Origin of the sequence: Vibrio sp. 10N.247.311.51 (assembly GCF_041467855.1) — a bacterium.
In the GTDB taxonomy this organism is placed as follows: Bacteria; Pseudomonadota; Gammaproteobacteria; order Enterobacterales; family Vibrionaceae; genus Vibrio; species Vibrio coralliirubri.
Genome location: NZ_JBFSVK010000013.1, coordinates 37,131 through 56,427 on the forward strand (window position 1 = coordinate 37,131; position 19,297 = coordinate 56,427).

A 19,297-nucleotide genomic window follows, 5' to 3' on the forward strand; every position below is an offset into this window, starting at 1 on the left:
TGAAGTAAGTAAAAAAACACACTACAAATATTGTGGCTAATTTGCATAATGCAAAGCGGAATGCGACTATAATAAGAAATGCAAATTATAAATGGCTAGGATATGCAATCAAAAACGCTAGATAACAAATCGAAGTATTTGTTGATGGTAGAGGATACCGCTTCGGTAGCAGCTTTATATCGCTCGTATCTTACACCGCTCGAAATTGATATCAACATTGTCGGCACTGGCCGCGATGCAATCGAGAGTTTGAATCATCGAATCCCAGACCTTATTTTATTAGATCTACGTCTACCTGATATGACGGGTATGGACGTGCTATTTGCTGTAAAACAGAAGTACCCTGAAGTTCCGGTTATCTTCATGACGGCTCATGGCTCTATCGATACCGCCGTAGAAGCGATGCGTCATGGTTCTCAAGATTTCCTTATCAAACCGTGTGAAGCCGACCGACTCCGTATTACGGTGAACAACGCGATCCGCAAAGCCACCAAGCTTAAAAATAGCTCGGAACACCCGGGAAACCAAAATTACCAAGGCTTTATCGGCAGTAGCCAAACCATGCAGCAGGTTTACCGAACGATTGATTCTGCTGCATCGAGTAAGGCGAGCATTTTCATTACTGGTGAAAGTGGTACCGGTAAAGAGGTATGTGCAGAAGCCATTCATGCGGCGAGTAAGCGTGGCGATAAGCCTTTCATCGCGATTAACTGTGCCGCTATCCCTAAAGATCTGATTGAAAGTGAATTGTTTGGTCACGTTAAAGGTGCCTTTACCGGTGCGGCGACCGATCGCCAAGGTGCTGCTGAGCTTGCTGATGGTGGAACACTGTTTCTTGATGAACTGTGCGAAATGGACTTAGAGCTGCAAACCAAGCTGCTGCGCTTTATCCAAACCGGTACTTTCCAAAAAGTCGGCTCTTCGAAGATGAAGAGTGTCGACGTTCGTTTTGTGTGTGCGACCAACCGTGACCCTTGGAAAGAAGTACAAGAAGGTCGCTTTAGAGAAGATTTATACTATCGTTTATACGTGATTCCATTGCACTTGCCGCCATTGCGTGAGCGTGGTGAAGATGTCATCGAGATCGCGTATTCTCTGCTAGGCTATATGTCGGTCGAGGAGGGGAAGGCGTTTGTACGTTTTGCTCAGGAAGTACTTGATCGCTTTAATCAATATGAGTGGCCGGGTAACGTTCGTCAGCTACAAAACGTGTTGCGAAACGTGGTGGTATTGAATAACGGCAAAGAGATTACTCTCAACATGCTTCCACCACCGTTGAACCAACCGATTGAAAACAGTCTGCGATTGAAAGAGAAGCAGAATGAAGACATCACGGTAAAAGATATTTTCCCATTGTGGGTCACTGAGAAAACGGCTATCGAACAAGCCATTAAAGCGTGTGATGGCAACATCCCCCGTGCGGCAGGTTTCTTAGATGTCAGTCCATCGACGATATACCGTAAGTTGCAAACGTGGAATGCGAAGCAGTAATCATCAAACAATAAGAAAATAATAATGACGAAAGTATTAAATCAGCAAAAAGTTGATGAGCTTGCCGGCGAAATTGGGCAAGAGAATGTTCCGGTTTTACTGGAAATCTTTTTAGGTGAGTTGAAAGGCTACTACGAGCACTTAGAGATAAATAAAGAGTCGGATACCTCTAAGTACTTGGCTGATATCAGTCATGCACTTAAGAGCAGCGCAGCAAGTTTTGGCGCGGATTCTTTGTGTAGTTTTGCGATTAGCTTAGATGCAAAAGTGAAGCAAGCGTTACCGGTGACAGAAGTTGATTTTCAAGATATGCAAGAGCTCCTGTTGTCAACATACACTGAATATCAGCAGTTGATGACGGACCTCTAAAACGGCGAGTTATTACTGAGATTAAAAAAGGAGCGCGATGCTCCTTTTTTGTTGTCTGTCGCTTTAACTGACGGCTTAAGTTAACTGGGCTTCAATGGCTTGTTGAAGCTTCACACGGTCGTGTCGCCAATCTCGGTTTGCCGATGCAAGATCTGTGGTCACACAATTCCATTGCCCTTCTAATTCAGGGTGTGGTTCATTGCCCAGTACAATGTCTATTTTTCTTGCCTTACAGGTACGTTCACACCACTCCAATTGCTCTTGAAGCGTCATTTTCCCTGCAGGGCCGTGCTCTGGTGAAAGGTTTTCAACGAAGATAACTTTTGCCTTGGTATTTTCAGCGATTGCTTTCCCAATCTCTGGAAGGAGAAGAGGAGGCATCACACTGGTTAAAAAGCTTCCAGGGCCAAGGACAATGCAGTCTGCTTGCTCAACGGCAGCAACGGCTTCTTTGGTTGCTGGCACTTCTGGAGACAAGTCCATCATGCGCAGCTTTTCCGTCATGTCATCAACGTTGGTTTCGCCGGTTACCCAGCGGCCGTCCATTGATAGAGCAGTGAGGTCTGAAGGATGCTCTGTCATTGGGACGATATTGACATCGACCTTGAGCATATTTCGAATCAGGTTAATCGCTTCCAATGGGCGAACGGAAAGGTTGTCTAACGCCGTCAGCATTAGGTTACCTAAGTTATGACCGTCTAGCTCACCTTGGCCGCGAAAGCGGTATTCGAACATCATCGAACTGATTGAAGGTTCTGTAATTAATTGGTTGATACAGTTACGTGTATCTCCCCATGCGATGCCACCTTGGCAATCTCGAATACGTCCGGTGGAACCGCCGTTATCTGTCGTTGCAACAATGCCAGTTGCGTTGTTACCAAAGTCTTTTAATGCAGCTAACATGCGACCTAAGCCATGGCCACCGCCGATTGCTACGACTTTCTTTGAAGAGTAAATATTCATTTATTGTTCTTGTTAGGTTATTACCAACTATAATTTAGGTTAAATGCTTCTCGCTATATACTCAACAAGAGTTATTTTGAGCGTTTGATACGTTTTTTTTGCCGATGTGACCCGTTTTTTACCATCAGAGCTAGATTCACGTACAAATATTAAGTATTTTATTACTCAGCTACTGCGCGTGTGAATATAACGCTCAGTTGCCATAACTCCGAGCTCTCGCATGCTAAGTCGCACAGTGGTATTTGCTGTACCGATACGCATCAAGAGCCAGTGACATGTTGTCACAAGGGCTTAATTGGAAATGATTATGCCTCCCGTGTTTGGAAAGGTGTTCCGTGGCGCAACAATTCGAAGATAGATTCCATCGCAAGTTTTATTACTTGCGCTTGTCGGTTACAGACGTCTGTAACTTTAAATGTACTTACTGCTTGCCAGATGGTTATAAACCGTCAGGGCAAAAAAACTCGTCTTTTTTAAGTGTTCCCGAGATCAAACGCGTTGTTAAAGCGTTTGCAGATTGTGGTACCTCAAAGATCCGCATTACAGGCGGAGAGCCGAGTCTGCGTAAAGACTTTCCTGAAATCATACATACCGCTGCTTCTACTCCAGGCATCGAAAAAGTGGCCACCACAACGAATGGCTACCGCATGGAGAAACAAGTAGGACAATGGCGTGATGCTGGTTTAACCCATATAAACGTGAGCGTGGATAGTTTAGATTCGCGCATGTTCCATCAGATCACTGGTGAGAATAAGTTTACTGAGGTTATGCGAGGCATTGATAAAGCGTTTGAGGTTGGCTTTGAACAAGTCAAAGTCAACGTCGTATTAATGAAAGACCTTAACAGTCAGGAATTACCAGCCTTCCTTAATTGGATCAAAGACAAACCTATTCAATTACGTTTTATCGAGCTGATGAAAACTGGCGAGATGGACGAGTTGTTCGATAAACATCATGTGTCTGGCGTTGCGATTCGCAACCAGCTTATTGCTAATGGTTGGCTGTTAAAAGTCAAAGCCGTTAACGACGGCCCGGCGCAAGTGTTTGTCCACCCAGACTACAAGGGTGAAATCGGTTTGATCATGCCTTACGAGAAAGACTTTTGTGAGAGTTGTAACCGACTGCGCGTTTCTGCGACCGGTAAACTTCACTTATGTCTGTTTGGCGACCATGGTGTCGAACTGAGAGATCTGATTCAAGAAGATCAACAAGAGCAAGAGCTCATTGATCGAATTCAGGCTCAGCTTCAAACCAAGTCCGTTAGCCACTTCTTACACGATGGCAACAGCGGCATGACTCCAAACTTGGCGTCAATCGGCGGTTAACCCGCTATATACTCTAAAGCATTTTATCGTTCAGCTTCTTTAGGCTGAGCGAATCAGTCTAATGAAAAATTTATATAGGTGAACAAATGGGTCACGCAGAAAGCAAATTCCAAGCAGCAAACATCGCAGTATTAACGGTTTCAGATACGCGTACAGAAGAAAACGACACGTCAGGCGGTTACCTAGCAGAGCATGCGAAAGAAGCGGGTCACAACGTGGTTGATAAGCAAATTGTTATCGATGACATGTACAAGATCCGTGCGATCGTATCTAAGTGGATCGCTGATGAGAGCGTACAAGCGATCATGATCACGGGTGGTACGGGTTTCACTTCTCGTGACAGCACGCCTGAAGCGCTTAAGCCACTGTTCGACAAAGAAGTAGAAGGCTTTGGTGAGCTATTCCGTCAAGTGTCTTACGAAGAGATCGGTACATCGACAATTCAATCGCGTGCGATTGCGGGCTTTGCTAACCACACGGTAATCTTTGCGATGCCAGGCTCTACAGGCGCTTGCCGTACAGGTTGGACTAAGATCATCAAGCAACAGATGAATGCTAGCCACCGCCCTTGTAACTTCATGCCACACCTTTCTGTATAAGGCGGTTTGAGTATGAGCCAATTTACACACATTAACGCGTCTGGCGAAGCAAACATGGTCGACGTATCGGCTAAAGCGGAAACGGTACGTGAAGCGAGAGCGGAAGCATTCGTTCAAATGTCGGCAGAAACGCTAGAGCTGATTGTTTCTGGTAGCCACCATAAAGGTGATGTTTTCGCAACGGCACGCATTGCGGGTATCCAAGCGGCGAAGAAGACGTGGGATCTGATTCCACTGTGTCACCCTCTGCTATTAACCAAAGTAGAAGTGCAGCTTGAAGCGATCGAGTCTGAAAATAAGGTTCGCATTGAATCTGTTTGTAAGCTTGCGGGTAAGACGGGCGTAGAAATGGAGGCGCTAACGGCTGCTTCTGTTGCTGCACTGACGATTTACGATATGTGTAAAGCTGTTCAGAAAGACATTGTTATCGAGAACGTACGTCTGTTAGAGAAGACGGGTGGTAAATCAGGACACTTTAAGGTGGAATCATGATTACTGTACTTTTCTTTGCTCAAACTCGTGAACTTGTCGGCGTTGATAGCCTAGAAGTCGACGCGCAATTCAGTACTATCGAAGCGATTCGCAGCCACCTTGTAACACAAGAAGGCAAATGGGATATCGCATTGGAAGAGGGCAAGCTTCTGGCTGCGCTTAACCAATCAATCGTACCTTTGACGACTGAAGTGAAAGACGGCGATGAAGTCGCTTTCTTCCCACCAGTGACTGGAGGCTAAGCATGGATCCAAGAGTATTAGTGACAACAGAGGATTTCTCTGTAGGCGACGAATACGACTACTTGGCTCAAGGCACAGCTGCCGGAGCGATTGTGACGTTCGTTGGTAAAGTTCGCGACATGAACCTTGGCGATAACGTGATTGGTTTGTCTCTGGAGCACTATCCGGGCATGACAGAGAAATCACTGAGCGAGATCTGTGATCAAGCTGAAGCGCGCTGGCCTATTCAGAAGATGCGAGTGATTCACCGCGTGGGTGACCTAGATATCGGTGACCAAATCGTTTACGTTGGTGTATCCAGTGCGCATCGTGGCGCTGCCTTCGAAGCGTGTGAGTTTGTTATGGACTTTCTGAAAACCAAAGCGCCGTTTTGGAAAAAAGAACGGACTACTGAAACAACTCGCTGGGTTGATTCTCGCGATTCAGATACAAAAGCTGCGGAGCGTTGGGAGAAATAATTCTCGCAATAGGATGTTGCTTCAAAAATTCGCTCTGTTGATTGAGACAGTAAAAAGCCGACTATTAAGGTCGGCTTTTTTGTGCGGGCTACAAAGTCATTTATAAATAAGTGCTGTATTAATAAATGGTTAGTCATTCATGTTGCATATAAATTCGATTCCTGATTTTGTCTGTCTTGGTGCATTTCTAAAACTGTTTTGGTGCAGTGCTTTATGCTGTTTTGTATAAAGTGATAATCCTCACAAATAGTGGAGTCTATTTAGGGGATATGTGATGTGCAATTAGATTTCATGTGGCATTAATGTTAATTTGCCGTCTGTGTTCTAGCATAAGATGCTAAAAAAAAGTATCAATACAGATACATCAACACTAAAGGCTGTTTTTTAATTAATCCCTATGTGTAACTCACTATTCATTAGGTTTTTATTAGAGATTTACACTATTACCTTAAGTAATTCGGAGAATTATCCGATTTTTTGCGACTTGTTTATGGCAAATTACTTCAATGGTTGATAGTGTGTGCCTCAATCTTTGTAAGGTTTTAGATTTTTATGCTTAAATTTTGAGCTAAATAAATCTAAATCACTGCCGTTCAGTAAACCTGGCAAAGAAGTCATGGATGCAATACGAAAAACTTGGAGTTTATTAAATGTACAAGAATAAAATCACTCAGGCCCTTCTTCTAGGTGCTGGTTTGGCAGTGGCTGCCACTTCTACTCTTTCTATCGCTGCTGAAGTTCCAGCAGGCACTGAACTAGCAAAAGTTCAGGAACTGGTTCGCGGTAATGGTACTGAAGTAGCAACACTCGACCCTCACAAATCTCAAGGTGTACCAGAATCTCACGTAATTCGTGACCTTCTAGAAGGTCTAGTGAACCAAGACGGCGAAGGTAATACTATCCCAGGAGTAGCTGAAAGCTGGGAAACGACAGACAACAAAACATTCACTTTCCACCTGCGCAAAGATGCTAAATGGTCTAACGGCGATCCTGTAACGGCAAATGACTTCGTTTACAGCTTCCAACGTGCGGTTGATCCTTTAACTGCTTCTCCATACGCTTGGTACATGGAATATACCAAGATGGCGAATGCGAAAGACATCGTTGCGGGTAAGAAAGACAAGAGTGAACTAGGCGTTAAAGCTTTAGATGACTACACGTTAGAAGTGACTTTAGATACAGCGGTCCCATATTTCGTAATGATGATGGGTCACACAACAGTGAAGCCAGTACATAAAGCAACTGTTGAAAAATTCGGTGACCAGTGGACTAAGCCTGAAAACTTTGTTGGTAATGGTGCATTTGTTCCAAATCAATGGGTAGTTAACGAGCGTCTTGAACTAGTACGCAACGAAAATTATTGGGATAACGAACATACAGTTCTTAACAAAGTAACCTTCCTACCAATCGAAAACCAAGTAGCGGAAATGAACCGCTTCCTCTCTGGCGAACTAGATTTCACATACGAAGTTCCTAACGAGCACTTCCGTCGCTTACAGAAAGAATACCCAGAAGATGTAAACATTAAGGGTAACCTGTGTACTTATTACTACCAATTTAATGCACAGAAAGCACCTTTCGATGACGTACGTGTTCGTAAAGCAATGTCTTATGCGATGGATCGTGACATCGTGACGAAAGCGATTCTGGGTCAAGGTCAAAAACCAGCTTACTTCTTGACTCCTGAAATTACTGCTGGTTTTGCCCCGGTAACTCCAGAGTATGGTCAACTTTCTCAAAAAGAGCGTATTGCTGAAGCGAAGCGTCTTCTTGAAGAAGCTGGCTACACGAAGAGCAACCCACTTGAATTCAACCTGCTTTACAACACGTCTGAAAACCACAAGAAGCTTGCTGTAGCAATCGCATCAATGTGGAAGAAAGAGCTTGGTATTAACGCGAAACTCGAAAACCAAGAGTGGAAATCATACTTAGACAGTAAAGATACTGGTAACTTTGACGTTGCTCGTGCAGGTTGGTGTGGTGACTACAATGAAGCATCTTCATTCCTAACATTGATGGTTAGCCAAAATACAACTGCTGGTCAGCACTATAAGAGCGCAGACTATGACAAGATTATCGATAAAGCACTAAGCTCTACTTCAGAAGAAGAGCGTACTAAGCTATACATCGAAGCAGAAAAATTGCTAGCTAAAGACATGCCAATTGCTCCAGTCTACCAGTACGTTACAACACGTCTTGTATCACCTCAGCTAGGTGGTTACCCAGAAGGTAACGCCGAAGATAAGATCTATTCAAAAGATCTTTATATCAAAGCAAAATAACCTCCTATAAAAATAAAATATAACTAACTTAGACCTGTGTGCGAGAAATCGCACGCAGTGTCTATTTAATTTTTAATTGTCACAGACTGAAAAGAGTGAGTTTATGCTTAAATTCATTATGAAAAGGATATTCGAAGCGATTCCAACCATGTTGGTGTTGATCACTATATCTTTCTTTCTCATGCGTTTCGCACCGGGTAACCCGTTTTCGAGCGAACGCCCATTACCGCCAGAAGTTATGGCTAACATCGAAGCTAAATACGGCTTAGATAAACCTGTATTTGAACAGTACACCACGTATTTGACTAACATCGTTCAAGGTGACTTTGGTCCATCATTCAAATATCAAGATTACACCGTAAATGAGCTGATCGCAGTCGCACTTCCAGTATCTGCGAAGGTAGGTTTTATTGCCTTTATCTTTACCCTGATTATGGGAGTATCGGTCGGGACGATTGCCGCCTTGAAGCACAACACCTGGATTGACTACACCATAATGTCGACCGCTATGCTCGGGGTGGTGATGCCATCCTTCGTGTTGGCTCCAGCGCTTATTTACCTGTTCTCTCTGCACTGGAACATATTCCCAGCAGGTGGTTGGCACGGCGGTACTTATATGTACATCGTCCTGCCAGTTATCGCGATGTCTCTTCTTTACGTAGCCACATTTGCTCGTATTACTCGCGGTAGCATGATTGAAACGCTAAACAGTAACTTTATCCGAACTGCTCGTGCAAAAGGCCTAAGTTACCGTTACATCGTTCTAAAACATGCACTGAAGCCAGCACTGCTGCCTGTCGTTTCTTATATGGGACCTGCGTTTGTAGGTATCATTACAGGTTCTGTTGTTGTTGAAACCATCTTCGGCCTACCAGGTATCGGCAAGCTGTTTGTTAACGCCGCGTTTAACCGTGACTACTCGCTAGTAATGGGTGTAACCATCTTGATTGGTTTCCTATTCATCTTGTTCAACGCAATCGTTGATATTTTGCTAGCGCTAATTGACCCGAAAATTCGCTACTAACAGGGACGCATGGTTATGTTGAAGAAAAAAGAAAATTTAGAAGCGATCGAAAAGTTCTCTGAGAGCTTAGAGATTGAAGGTCGCAGTTTGTGGCAGGATGCCCGCATTCGTTTTATGCGAAACAAAGCGGCAATGGTAAGCCTGTTTATTCTTACGCTTATGGTACTGGCAGTTATCTTCTTACCGATGCTTGCTCAGTACACTTATGACGATACTGACTGGTACGCAATGCATGCAGCGCCAAGCGCGGACCACTGGTTTGGTACTGATAGTTTAGGCCGTGATTTGTACGTTCGTACTCTTATCGGTGGTCGTATCTCATTGATGGTTGGTGTGATGGGCGCATTCGTAGCGGTACTGATTGGTACGCTTTACGGTGCAGCTTCAGGTTTCATCGGCGGTCGTACTGACCGAGTGATGATGCGTATCCTAGAGATCTTGTACGCAGTACCATTTATGTTCCTAGTAATCGTCCTTGTAACGTTCTTTGGTCGTAACATCATCCTAATCTTCGTTGCTATTGGTGCGATTGCTTGGCTAGATATGGCGCGTATTGTACGTGGTCAAACGTTGAGCCTACGTAGTAAAGAGTTCATTGAGGCTGCACACGTATGTGGTGTAAGCAAATGGAAGATCATTACACGTCACATCGTACCGAACGTACTGGGTATCGTAGCGGTTTATTCTACGCTGCTTATTCCAAGCATGATCCTTACAGAATCATTCTTATCTTTCCTTGGTCTTGGTGTTCAAGAGCCTATGACAAGCTGGGGCGCATTGCTTCAAGAAGGTTCGCAAACAATGGAAGTTGCAATCTGGCAATTAACATTCCCTGCGGCATTCATGGTAGTTACGCTGTTCTGCTTTAACTACGTAGGTGATGGTCTGCGCGACGCGCTTGATCCAAAAGACAGATAACGAAATAGCAATTAAAAGCTATAAAAGATTAAGGAAGCAATAATGAGCTTATTAGATGTCAAAGATCTGCGCGTCGAATTTACCACGCAAGATGGTATCGTAACCGCAGTAAACGACTTGAACTTCTCACTTAACCAAGGCGAAACGCTGGGTATTGTTGGTGAGTCGGGTTCAGGTAAATCACAAACGGTATTTGCACTGATGGGGCTGCTGGCTAAGAACGGCATTATCTCAGGCAGTGCAAAGTTTGAAGGCAATGAAATCCTCAACCTGCCTGAAAAAGCGCTGAACAAGGTTCGTGCTGAACAGATCGCGATGATCTTCCAAGATCCAATGACCTCACTGAACCCTTATATGAAAGTAAGTGATCAGTTGATGGAAGTACTTATGCTGCATAAAGGCATGGGTAAAGCCGAAGCGTTTGAAGAATCAGTACGCATGCTTGAAGCGGTGAAAATCCCTGAAGCACGCAAGCGTATCACCATGTACCCACACGAATTTTCGGGCGGTATGCGTCAGCGTGTGATGATCGCAATGGCACTGCTATGTCGTCCTAAATTGCTTATCGCTGATGAACCAACAACGGCACTGGATGTAACCATTCAAGCGCAAATCATGGAATTGCTGAACGAACTTAAAGATGAGTTCAATACGGCAATCATCATGATCACCCATGACTTGGGTGTTGTTGCTGGCTCATGTGACAAAGTACTTGTGATGTACGCGGGTCGTACCATGGAATACGGCACGGTTGATGAAATCTTCTACGAGCCAAGCCACCCATATGCGGAAGGCCTGCTTAAAGCGATTCCTCGTTTGGATACCGAAGGTGAAATTCTACCGACGATTCCAGGTAACCCACCTAACTTACTTCGCCTACCAACAGGTTGTCCTTACCAAGACCGTTGTCACCGTGTAATGGACCGTTGTAAGCAAGAAGCACCGATTTTGCAGCCATTTGCTAAAGACCGTCAGCGTGCTTGTTTTTCTGATTGGGAGACTTGGACAAAATGAGTAAAGAATTACTATTAGATATTAAAGACCTGAAAGTTCACTTTAGCATTGCAGCTAAGTCTGCTTGGCCTTGGGCAAAACCATCAAACCTTAAAGCGGTTGATGGTGTTGATGTTCACCTTTACGAAGGAGAGACTCTGGGTGTAGTAGGTGAGTCTGGTTGTGGTAAGTCGACTTTTGCACGCGCAATTATTGGCTTAGTTGAAGCGACCGAAGGTCAAGTGATGTGGTTAGGTCAAGACCTAACTAAGATGCAGGAAGTGAAGCGTCGTGAGACTCGTAAAGAGATTCAGATGATCTTCCAAGACCCGCTAGCGTCACTTAACCCACGTATGTCAGTAGGCGATATCATTGCTGAGCCTTTAGAGACTTTCTTTCCTGAACTTTCTAAACAAGAAGTAAAGGACAGAGTTAAAGAGATGATGGCAAAGGTTGGTCTACTACCAAACGTAATCAACCGTTACCCACATGAATTCTCTGGTGGTCAGTGTCAGCGTATTGGCATTGCACGTGCGCTAATCTTGAAACCTAAGATGATCATCTGTGATGAACCTGTTTCTGCACTGGATGTATCTATCCAAGCTCAAGTAGTTAACCTTCTGAAAGAGCTACAGAAAGAACTTGGTTTGTCTTTGGTATTCATCGCGCACGACTTGTCAGTGGTTAAACACATCTCTGACCGTGTCTTGGTGATGTACCTAGGTAACGCGGTAGAGCTTGGTGAATCAGATGCCTTATTCTCTGACCCTAAACACCCGTACACCAAAGCGTTGATGTCTGCAGTTCCGATTCCAGACCCTCGTCTAGAGCGCAACAAAACGATTCAGATGTTGGAGGGTGATTTACCATCGCCAATCAATCCACCATCAGGTTGTGTGTTCCGTACGCGTTGCCCACAAGCAACAGAGGCGTGTGCGCAAACTAAGCCAACCATTCAAGGCGATGACGTACACGCAGTATCTTGCTTGCACGTACAAGTCTAGAGCCTATTTAAACCGGTTCAGCCTGTGACAGGCTTAAGCGCAACTTGTTTATGAGTTGCGCTTTTTTTGTATCTAAAGATCCATATTAAATAAGCTTCATCAAATAATTCGAACAACTAAGCCAACTTCTTCTAGTTTTGAAAAAGTTGGCTTTTTTTATACTAATACCAATCGTAGTAAATAACTGCTCATCCTAGCTTGTTAAAACGCTCGATAACGGCGTTAGAATTTTTGATTGTAGAATAACTACTAACAGAAAAACTCTTCCTTGTTCTCAAGCCTTTTCTCTGCGCTATTTCTGAACATTTACTTACTGTGATTGGTATATAAAAGTTTCGATGACAGAGGTTTGGATATGGGTAAGTTAGTTGAAGGTGTTTGGCACGATGTGTGGTACGACACCAAAGAAAGCGGTGGTAAGTTTGTTCGTGAAGATGCAGGTTTTCGTCACTGGGTAGAGAACAAACCGGGCGCGCAGTTTGAGCCGGAAAGCGGCCGTTATCACTTATACGTATCATTGGCTTGCCCTTGGGCGCACCGAACCCTTATCTTCCGTGAACTGAAAGACCTGACCGATCACATCGATGTGACAGTAGTTTGCCCCGACATGATGAGTGAAGGGTGGCAAATGGGCTTGCCTGAGCCTCTGTTTGGTCATACCCGCATGCATCAAATCTACACTCAAGCCAAACGGGATTACTCGGGCAGAGTAACGGTACCTGTGCTGTGGGATAAGAAAACCAACACCATTGTGAGTAACGAGTCGTCTGAGATTATCCGTATGTTTAACTCCGAATTTAATGAGTTAACAGGCAACACCGATGATTACTACCCGTGGGAGTTATCCAAGAAGATTGATGAGTGGAATGATTATATCTACCCAACCATCAACAACGGCGTATACCGAACCGGCTTTGCGACAACACAAGAAGCCTATGAAGAAGCGTATGACGCCTTGTTTGAAGCCTTAGACAAAGTAGACGCTCACCTTAGCGAACATCGCTATTTGGCGGGTAACGAGATTACAGAAGCGGATTGGCGCTTGTTCACTACTCTGGTTCGATTTGATGCGGTGTATGTGGGTCACTTCAAGTGTAACAAGCAGCGAATTGCTGACTACCCACATATTCAAGGGTACTTAAAAGAGTTGTACCAAATAGAGGGTATTAAAGAGACGACCGATTTCTATCATATCAAGCGTCACTACTACTACAGCCATACCGGTATTAACCCAACTCAAGTGGTACCTAAAGGGCCTGGTCTGGATTTAGAATCGCCCCACGGTCGAGGCTAGGCTTACCAAGTAGTTCCTTTACTCCAGACATAAAAAAACCCTAGATAAACATCTAGGGTTTTTGCTTTCTACAAAAGAAAAATTAGTTAATTACTTTTTCTTCAGCTTGTGCAGCTTGGTCTGCTTGGATAGCCGTTAGAGCTACTGTGTAAACGATATCGTCTACTAGAGCACCACGAGACAAGTCATTTACTGGCTTGCGCATACCTTGAAGCATTGGACCGATAGACACTAGGTCTGCTGAACGCTGTACAGCTTTGTAAGTCGTGTTACCCGTATTTAGATCTGGGAATACGAATACTGTCGCTTTACCTGCAACTGGAGAGTTAGGCGCTTTAGAAGCGGCTACGTTTTCCATGATTGCTGCATCGTACTGTAGAGGACCGTCGATCACTAGATCAGGACGTTTCTCTTGAGCAAGTTTCGTTGCTTCACGTACTTTATCTACGTCTGCACCCTTACCAGATTCACCAGTAGAGTAAGAGATCATAGCAACGCGTGGGTCGATACCGAATGCCGCAGCAGAATCTGCAGATTGGATAGCGATTTCAGCAAGTTGTTCAGCTGTTGGATCTGGGTTGATCGCACAGTCACCGTATACAAGAACTTGATCAGGCAGAAGCATGAAGAAGATTGAAGATACGATAGAAGCATCAGGAGCAGTCTTGATGATCTGGAACGGAGGAACGATTGTGTTCGCCGTTGTGTGAACAGCACCAGAAACTAGGCCGTCAACTTCGCCAGCTTCAAGCATCATAGTACCTAGGAATACTGAATCTTCTAGCTTCTCACGAGCAACAACTTCAGTCATACCTTTAGCGCCACGAAGTTCTACTAGACGAGCTACGTAGTTTTCGCGAACTGATGCAGAATCGATGATCTCAACGCCAGCGCCAAGCTCAACACCTTGTTGTGCTGCAACGCGACGGATTTCTTCAGGGTTACCTAGAAGTACACACGTTGCGATACCGCGCTCAGCACAGATAGCCGCAGCTTTAACTGTACGTGGCTCATCACCTTCAGGAAGAACGATGCGCTTAGCCGCTTTACGAGCAAATTCAGTTAGCTGGTAACGGAATGCTGGTGGGCTTAGACGACGGATGCCTTGAGTACCTTCAGATAGAGAATCAATCCAAGGGCCATCAATGTGGCTTGCAACGTGATCGTTAACGAACTCGATACGCTCTTTATCGTCTGCAGGCACTTCTAGGTTGAAGCTCTGTAGGTTTAGAGACGTCTGCCAAGTGTTACCTTGAGCCTTGAAGATCGGTAGACCTGAAGCGAATGCAGGTGCACAAAGGTTAGCAATGCTTTCTGGAATGTCGTAACCGCCAGTAAGCAGGATTGCGCCAATCTCAACACCGTTTTTCGCTGCAAGTGCCGCAGCAACGATAACGTCAGGACGGTCTGCAGAAGTTACTAGCAGTGAACCTGGTTTGAAGTGCTCAATCATATGCGGTAGAGAACGAGCACAGAAAGTGATGCTCTTAATACGACGAGTTGAGATTTCACCTTCGTTAACGATTTCAGCGTTAAGGTGCTTAGCCATATCAACCGCACGAGTTGCGATTAGGTCGATGCTCCATGGCACGCAGCCAAGAACACGGATAGGACTAGAGTTGAAGATTTGCATTACTTCAAGGTTCGCTTGCTGAGCGCTATCTGCATCATCGAAGATTTCAGAAAGGTCAGGGCGAGTACGGCCAGCTTCATCAACAGGAGCGTTAAGCTTGTTGATGATTACGCCTTTGATGTTTTTGTTCTTAGTACCGCCGAAGTTAGAACATGCTACTTCGATACGCTCTTTAAGCTGCGTAGGGTTGTCAGTACCAGGAGTCGCAACGAATACGATCTCCGCGCCAAGTGTTTTTGCGATTTCCGCGTTCACTTGGTTAGCAAATGGGTGCTTACGAGTAGGTACTAGACCTTCGATTAGCGTTACTTCTGCGTCTTTGTTGATCTTGTTGTATTGCTCAACAACAGACTCTAGAAGCTCGTCCATTTTTTCGCTACCGATCAAAGCTTCAGCTTTAGTCATTGCGATTGGCTCACCAATCTTAATGTCGCTGTTTGCGCTGATGATAGTAGACGTTAGATCTGGTTGGTTACCACCGCTACGAGGCTGAGCGATTGGCTTGTAGAAAGAAACACTTACGCCCTTACGCTCCATAGCGCGAAGAACACCCATGCTAACACTAGTAAGACCAACACCAGCGCTTGTAGGGATAAGCATAATAGTACGTGACATTGACGAACACCTTTGACTATTGGAAATAAAAAAAGCTCAACTGCTATTCCCACCGATATTTAAATTGGGGTAGGAATAGAAGTTGAGCCCCATTTTCTTGATATGAAAAACTGACTAGCTTCGAGTGAAGCTAGTCAGGAAAATCAATTAAAGACCTGCTAGTTTCGCAGTGTCTTCAGCAATTACTAGCTCTTCGTTAGTAGAGATAACCATTGCAGGGATACGGCTGTTAGCTGTAGTGATAGTACCTTCGCCGCCGAAACGAGCTTTCAGGTTAGCTTCACCGTCAACTTCGATGCCGAAGATGCCTAGGCGGTTAAGAACCATTTCACGGATTGGGCCAGAGTTCTCGCCGATGCCGCCAGTGAAAGTGATTGCGTCTAGACGACCTTCTAGAGTTGCAGTGTAACCAGCAACGTACTTAGCTAGACGGTGACAGAACACGTCCATTGCACGAGTTGCTTCTTCTTTCTCACCGTAGTTGTCTTCAACGAAACGACAGTCAGAAGTCACTTCAGTTAGACCAGCAAGACCAGACTCTTTAGTTAGCATGTTGTTGATTTCTTCAACAGAGTAACCAAGAGCGTCGTGTAGGTGGAAGATGATCGCAGGATCTAGGTCACCACAACGAGTACCCATAACAAGACCTTCAAGAGGAGTCAGACCCATAGAAGTATCTACAGATTGACCGTTCTTGATTGCACATACAGAAGCGCCGTTACCTAGGTGACAGTTGATGATGTTAACTTCTTCAACTGGCTTGTTTAGTAGGCCTGCAACTTCACGAGTGATGAATAGGTGAGAAGTACCGTGCATGCCGTAACGACGGATGCCGTGCTCTTTGTACAGGTTGTACGGTAGAGCGTATAGGTAAGACTCAGAAGGCATTGTTTGGTGGAACGCAGTGTCAAATACAGCAACGTTTTGTAGACCAGGGAAGTTCTGTTGAGCCGCTTCGATACCGATAAGGTGAGCTGGGTTGTGAAGAGGTGCGAAAGTCGCAGCGTCTTGAATACCCTTAAGAACTTCATCAGTGATAAGTGCAGAAGAAGTGAACTGCTCGCCACCGTGTACGATACGGTGACCGATAGCGCCAAGGTTAGCTTTAAGCTCAGGCTTAGAAGCAAGAATAGTTTCTACCATGAAAGATAGTGCTTCTACGTGAGCTGCGCCCGCGCCTAGTTGTGCTTCATGCTTGCCATCAAGTTTCCACTTCATACGAGCTTCTGGAAGACCTAGACACTCAGCAAGACCAGTTAGGTGCTCTGCACCTGTTTCTGCATCAACAACAGCGAATTTAAGAGAAGAACTACCACAGTTTAAAACTAAAACTAGCTTAGACATTAATGACTACCTGTTTATTTTTCTGATCGAAATCAGTTAAGGATGAAAATTAATCTCAAGAATAGTCGAAGCACATAGGCTTGCGTACTAACCTTGGTCAAAAAAACGTTAATTTCCGTATAAAGTGAAAGCGCTCTTTATCAAAAAGAGGCTTGTGCATTCCTTGCAGAAGTCTTCTCAAAGTTGCTTAAATTGTAAATAAGGGCAACAATGAGATTGAGGTCTGCAAATAATAGCGATATTGTGCAAATATAACAAAAAAATTTGAAAGAATATTATTTTTCGTCAAATTTTTGTGTTTTTAGTTGATGATTTCAACTTTTTTTTAATGGGAGACTCATATGAGCAATAGAGTTGGTTTAGCTAGTAGTTTAAAAGATGGCCAAAAGTACATGGATCTCTGGCCCGTCCGAAAAGAGTTAAACGCGATCTTCCCAGAACAGCGCATTATTAAAGCGACCCGTTTTGGCGTGAAAGTGATGCCTGCGATTGCCGCTATCAGTGTTCTTACACAAATGGTCTTTAATAATTACCAAGCGATGCCACAGGCTGTGGTTATGGCTTTGTTTGCGATCAGCTTGCCGCTTCAAGGTATGTGGTGGTTGGGCAATCGCTCAAATACACAACTTCCGCCAGCGCTAGTATCGTGGTACCGCGAACTGCATGAAAAGATCACTGAAACGGGTTTTGCGTTAGAGCCTATGAAGCCGCGACCTCGCTATAAAGAATTGGCAATCATTTTAAATCGTGCGTTTCGTCAGTTAGATAAGTCCTCAATGGAGCGTTGGTTCTAAAGAATCCCAGCTCTCCCTCTTGTCTGAGAACAACTATTCATCTTCTATAGCTTGTTCTCAGATTTGCTCCTCTCTTTGTTACCTCGCTTACTTTCCGTTTAGCTTACCTGTCCTTATTCACTTGGTTTCTTACCTTCCTCCGAAGTCAATATAATCTTTCTCACATAACTCGAGCCTTGTTGTATTTTTGTTAAATATCACTTCAAGTTATCAATGGTTACTGGTAATAATATCAATAGTGATTTTGATGTTGTTCTCTTTGAGCGAGTAATGACGGGTAGAGCTTGATTCAGGGAGCGATAATGAGTTCTGTAAGAAAGGTATTGGCAGCGGTTTTAAGTTGCTTGATATTGCTATGGACTGGCAATGCAATGGCAAACGTTGCCAAAGTGTCGGTTTCACAAGTTGTTGACCATCCAGATCTGAATGCGACACGTCTAGGGCTTCTTGAAGGATTGAGAGCCAAGGGCTATGAACCCGGTAAGAACTTAGAATTCTCCTATGAAATGGCGAATGGTAACCCGGCTCAGGCAGCCAAGATAGCCAGAGAGCTCGTCAGTGAAAATCCTCATGTACTCGTTGGCATCGCGACACCGACTTCACAAGCTTTGGTTTCGGCAACCCGTTCGATACCGATTGTGTTTACCGCGGTTACGGATCCTATCGGTGCTAGGCTGGTCAAACAGCTAGAAAAGCCGGGCCGGAATGTCACGGGTCTTTCTGATCTCTCTCCAATTATTCAACATGTCTCTTTGATCAAAGAGCTTCTTCCTAAGGCAAGTTCAATCGGTGTGGTTTATAACCCTGCCGAAGCGAATGCCGTTGCGTTAGTTGGGTTATTGAGAAAGGCGACCCGAGATTTCGGTTATACACTTCACACCGAAAAAGCGCTGACTGTTGACGATGTCGAAGCAAAAGCAGAATCCATTGCTAAGAAGTCTGATGTTATCTATGCCTTGACCGATAACACGGTTGCAAGCGGCATGGAGGGGCTGATAGACGCTGCAAACCAAGCTGGCACACCTGTGGTTGCAGGAGCAACGTCTTATGTCGGGAAGGGAGCGATTGCTGGTTTAGGTCTAGATTATTATGATGTTGGGGTTCAGACTGCGGATTATGTCGCAGCCATTCTGGAAGGACAGAAGCCCGGGAAGTTGAGTGTCAAAACTGCGCAGAGTTCTCAGCTGGTGGTCAACCTAGATGCTGCACGTGAGCTTGGCGTGATAGTGCCTCAGTCTGTGATTGATCGTGCGGTCATTAGCCGTTGATGGAGTAATTCCAAATTTGATATCCCTTTCTTAAATGGGTGACTCAATTGATCATTTTGAGAGAAATCGACTTACTGTAAACAAAGTGGATCTACAAAACGTGATCTACTTTAACGGATGTTATTTTTCTCATTGTGGTCAATGAAATTTTTCATATCTTAAGCAAATTGAACATTGCTCGAGAACCGT

The 19,297-nt window shown here is 44.6% G+C and carries 18 protein-coding genes and 1 riboswitch; of the genes, 15 read left to right on the top strand and 3 right to left on the bottom strand.

What is annotated here, in order from left to right:
* Nucleotides 1–102 precede the first annotated feature (102 nt).
* Nucleotides 103–1,491 carry a quorum-sensing sigma-54 dependent transcriptional regulator LuxO gene (gene luxO, locus AB6E85_RS13340; protein ID WP_052878991.1) on the top strand — a complete coding sequence of 463 codons (1,389 nt, stop codon included), beginning with the start codon at nucleotides 103–105 and terminating at the stop codon, nucleotides 1,489–1,491.
* Between the two features lie 24 nt (nucleotides 1,492–1,515).
* Nucleotides 1,516–1,860, top strand: coding sequence for a quorum-sensing phosphorelay protein LuxU (luxU, locus tag AB6E85_RS13345; RefSeq protein ID WP_048611583.1), 345 nt, complete (start codon nucleotides 1,516–1,518; stop codon nucleotides 1,858–1,860).
* A gap of 75 nt (nucleotides 1,861–1,935) precedes the next feature.
* Here the strand turns inward: luxU and AB6E85_RS13350 are convergent, their stop codons facing one another.
* On the bottom strand, nucleotides 1,936–2,823 hold the full coding sequence (locus tag AB6E85_RS13350) for a YvcK family protein (protein ID WP_050620882.1): 888 nt from the start codon (nucleotides 2,821–2,823) through the stop codon (nucleotides 1,936–1,938).
* A 194-nt stretch (nucleotides 2,824–3,017) separates the two neighbouring features.
* A riboswitch (molybdenum cofactor riboswitch) is annotated at nucleotides 3,018–3,170 on the top strand.
* Here AB6E85_RS13350 and moaA point away from each other — a divergent pair.
* The 11 genes from moaA (at nucleotide 3,159) to AB6E85_RS13405 (ending at nucleotide 13,454) form a co-directional block, all read left to right on the top strand.
* The gene (gene moaA, locus AB6E85_RS13355) at nucleotides 3,159–4,148 is read left to right on the top strand and encodes a GTP 3',8-cyclase MoaA (protein ID WP_372143000.1); all 990 of its coding nucleotides are present in this window, start codon (nucleotides 3,159–3,161) and stop codon (nucleotides 4,146–4,148) included. Its footprint overlaps the riboswitch before it by 12 nt.
* Before the next feature lie 86 nt (nucleotides 4,149–4,234).
* Entirely contained in the window at nucleotides 4,235–4,747 is a 513-nt protein-coding gene (gene moaB / locus AB6E85_RS13360; protein WP_372143001.1) for a molybdenum cofactor biosynthesis protein B, read from the top strand.
* Nucleotides 4,748–4,759: 12 nt separating this feature from the next.
* Complete coding sequence (gene moaC / locus AB6E85_RS13365) at nucleotides 4,760–5,239, top strand: cyclic pyranopterin monophosphate synthase MoaC (protein ID WP_004734026.1); 480 nt, start codon at nucleotides 4,760–4,762, stop codon at nucleotides 5,237–5,239.
* Nucleotides 5,236–5,481 (top strand): molybdopterin synthase sulfur carrier subunit, encoded by a 246-nt coding sequence (moaD, locus tag AB6E85_RS13370; protein ID WP_019823606.1) that lies wholly within the window; start codon nucleotides 5,236–5,238, stop codon nucleotides 5,479–5,481. The genes moaC and moaD overlap by 4 nt, the downstream gene beginning before the upstream one ends.
* A gap of 2 nt (nucleotides 5,482–5,483) precedes the next feature.
* Nucleotides 5,484–5,939 carry a molybdopterin synthase catalytic subunit MoaE gene (gene moaE, locus AB6E85_RS13375; RefSeq protein ID WP_081230609.1) on the top strand — a complete coding sequence of 152 codons (456 nt, stop codon included), beginning with the start codon at nucleotides 5,484–5,486 and terminating at the stop codon, nucleotides 5,937–5,939.
* Between the two features lie 650 nt (nucleotides 5,940–6,589).
* Nucleotides 6,590–8,221, top strand: coding sequence for an ABC transporter substrate-binding protein (locus AB6E85_RS13380; RefSeq protein ID WP_372143002.1), 1,632 nt, complete (start codon nucleotides 6,590–6,592; stop codon nucleotides 8,219–8,221).
* Between the two features lie 103 nt (nucleotides 8,222–8,324).
* Nucleotides 8,325–9,245 (top strand): oligopeptide ABC transporter permease OppB, encoded by a 921-nt coding sequence (gene oppB / locus AB6E85_RS13385; RefSeq protein WP_017067676.1) that lies wholly within the window; start codon nucleotides 8,325–8,327, stop codon nucleotides 9,243–9,245.
* A 15-nt stretch (nucleotides 9,246–9,260) separates the two neighbouring features.
* Nucleotides 9,261–10,163 carry an oligopeptide ABC transporter permease OppC gene (oppC, locus tag AB6E85_RS13390; RefSeq protein WP_019823598.1) on the top strand — a complete coding sequence of 301 codons (903 nt, stop codon included), beginning with the start codon at nucleotides 9,261–9,263 and terminating at the stop codon, nucleotides 10,161–10,163.
* A gap of 42 nt (nucleotides 10,164–10,205) precedes the next feature.
* Nucleotides 10,206–11,177, top strand: coding sequence for an ABC transporter ATP-binding protein (locus AB6E85_RS13395; protein ID WP_012603544.1), 972 nt, complete (start codon nucleotides 10,206–10,208; stop codon nucleotides 11,175–11,177).
* Nucleotides 11,174–12,160: a murein tripeptide/oligopeptide ABC transporter ATP binding protein OppF gene (gene oppF / locus AB6E85_RS13400; RefSeq protein WP_009848634.1), complete on the top strand. Its 987-nt coding sequence runs from the start codon at nucleotides 11,174–11,176 to the stop codon at nucleotides 12,158–12,160. The genes AB6E85_RS13395 and oppF overlap by 4 nt, the downstream gene beginning before the upstream one ends.
* A gap of 355 nt (nucleotides 12,161–12,515) precedes the next feature.
* Complete coding sequence (locus AB6E85_RS13405; RefSeq protein WP_372143003.1) at nucleotides 12,516–13,454, top strand: glutathione S-transferase family protein; 939 nt, start codon at nucleotides 12,516–12,518, stop codon at nucleotides 13,452–13,454.
* Between the two features lie 82 nt (nucleotides 13,455–13,536).
* On the opposite strand, the gene pta is transcribed toward AB6E85_RS13405, so the two are convergent.
* Together pta and AB6E85_RS13415 are read right to left on the bottom strand one after the other, a co-directional pair.
* The gene (gene pta / locus AB6E85_RS13410; RefSeq protein WP_017069189.1) at nucleotides 13,537–15,702 is read right to left on the bottom strand and encodes a phosphate acetyltransferase; all 2,166 of its coding nucleotides are present in this window, start codon (nucleotides 15,700–15,702) and stop codon (nucleotides 13,537–13,539) included.
* 147 nt (nucleotides 15,703–15,849) lie between these two features.
* A complete protein-coding gene (locus AB6E85_RS13415) occupies nucleotides 15,850–17,046 on the bottom strand; it encodes an acetate kinase (RefSeq protein ID WP_017107306.1) in 1,197 nt (398 codons plus the stop codon).
* A 341-nt stretch (nucleotides 17,047–17,387) separates the two neighbouring features.
* Between AB6E85_RS13415 and yfbV the strand changes: the two genes are divergently transcribed.
* Both yfbV and AB6E85_RS13425 read left to right on the top strand, forming a co-directional pair.
* Nucleotides 17,388–17,840: a terminus macrodomain insulation protein YfbV gene (gene yfbV, locus AB6E85_RS13420; RefSeq protein WP_017062168.1), complete on the top strand. Its 453-nt coding sequence runs from the start codon at nucleotides 17,388–17,390 to the stop codon at nucleotides 17,838–17,840.
* A 302-nt stretch (nucleotides 17,841–18,142) separates the two neighbouring features.
* Entirely contained in the window at nucleotides 18,143–19,108 is a 966-nt protein-coding gene (locus tag AB6E85_RS13425; protein WP_372143004.1) for an ABC transporter substrate-binding protein, read from the top strand.
* The last annotated feature ends 189 nt before the right edge of the window (nucleotides 19,109–19,297 follow it).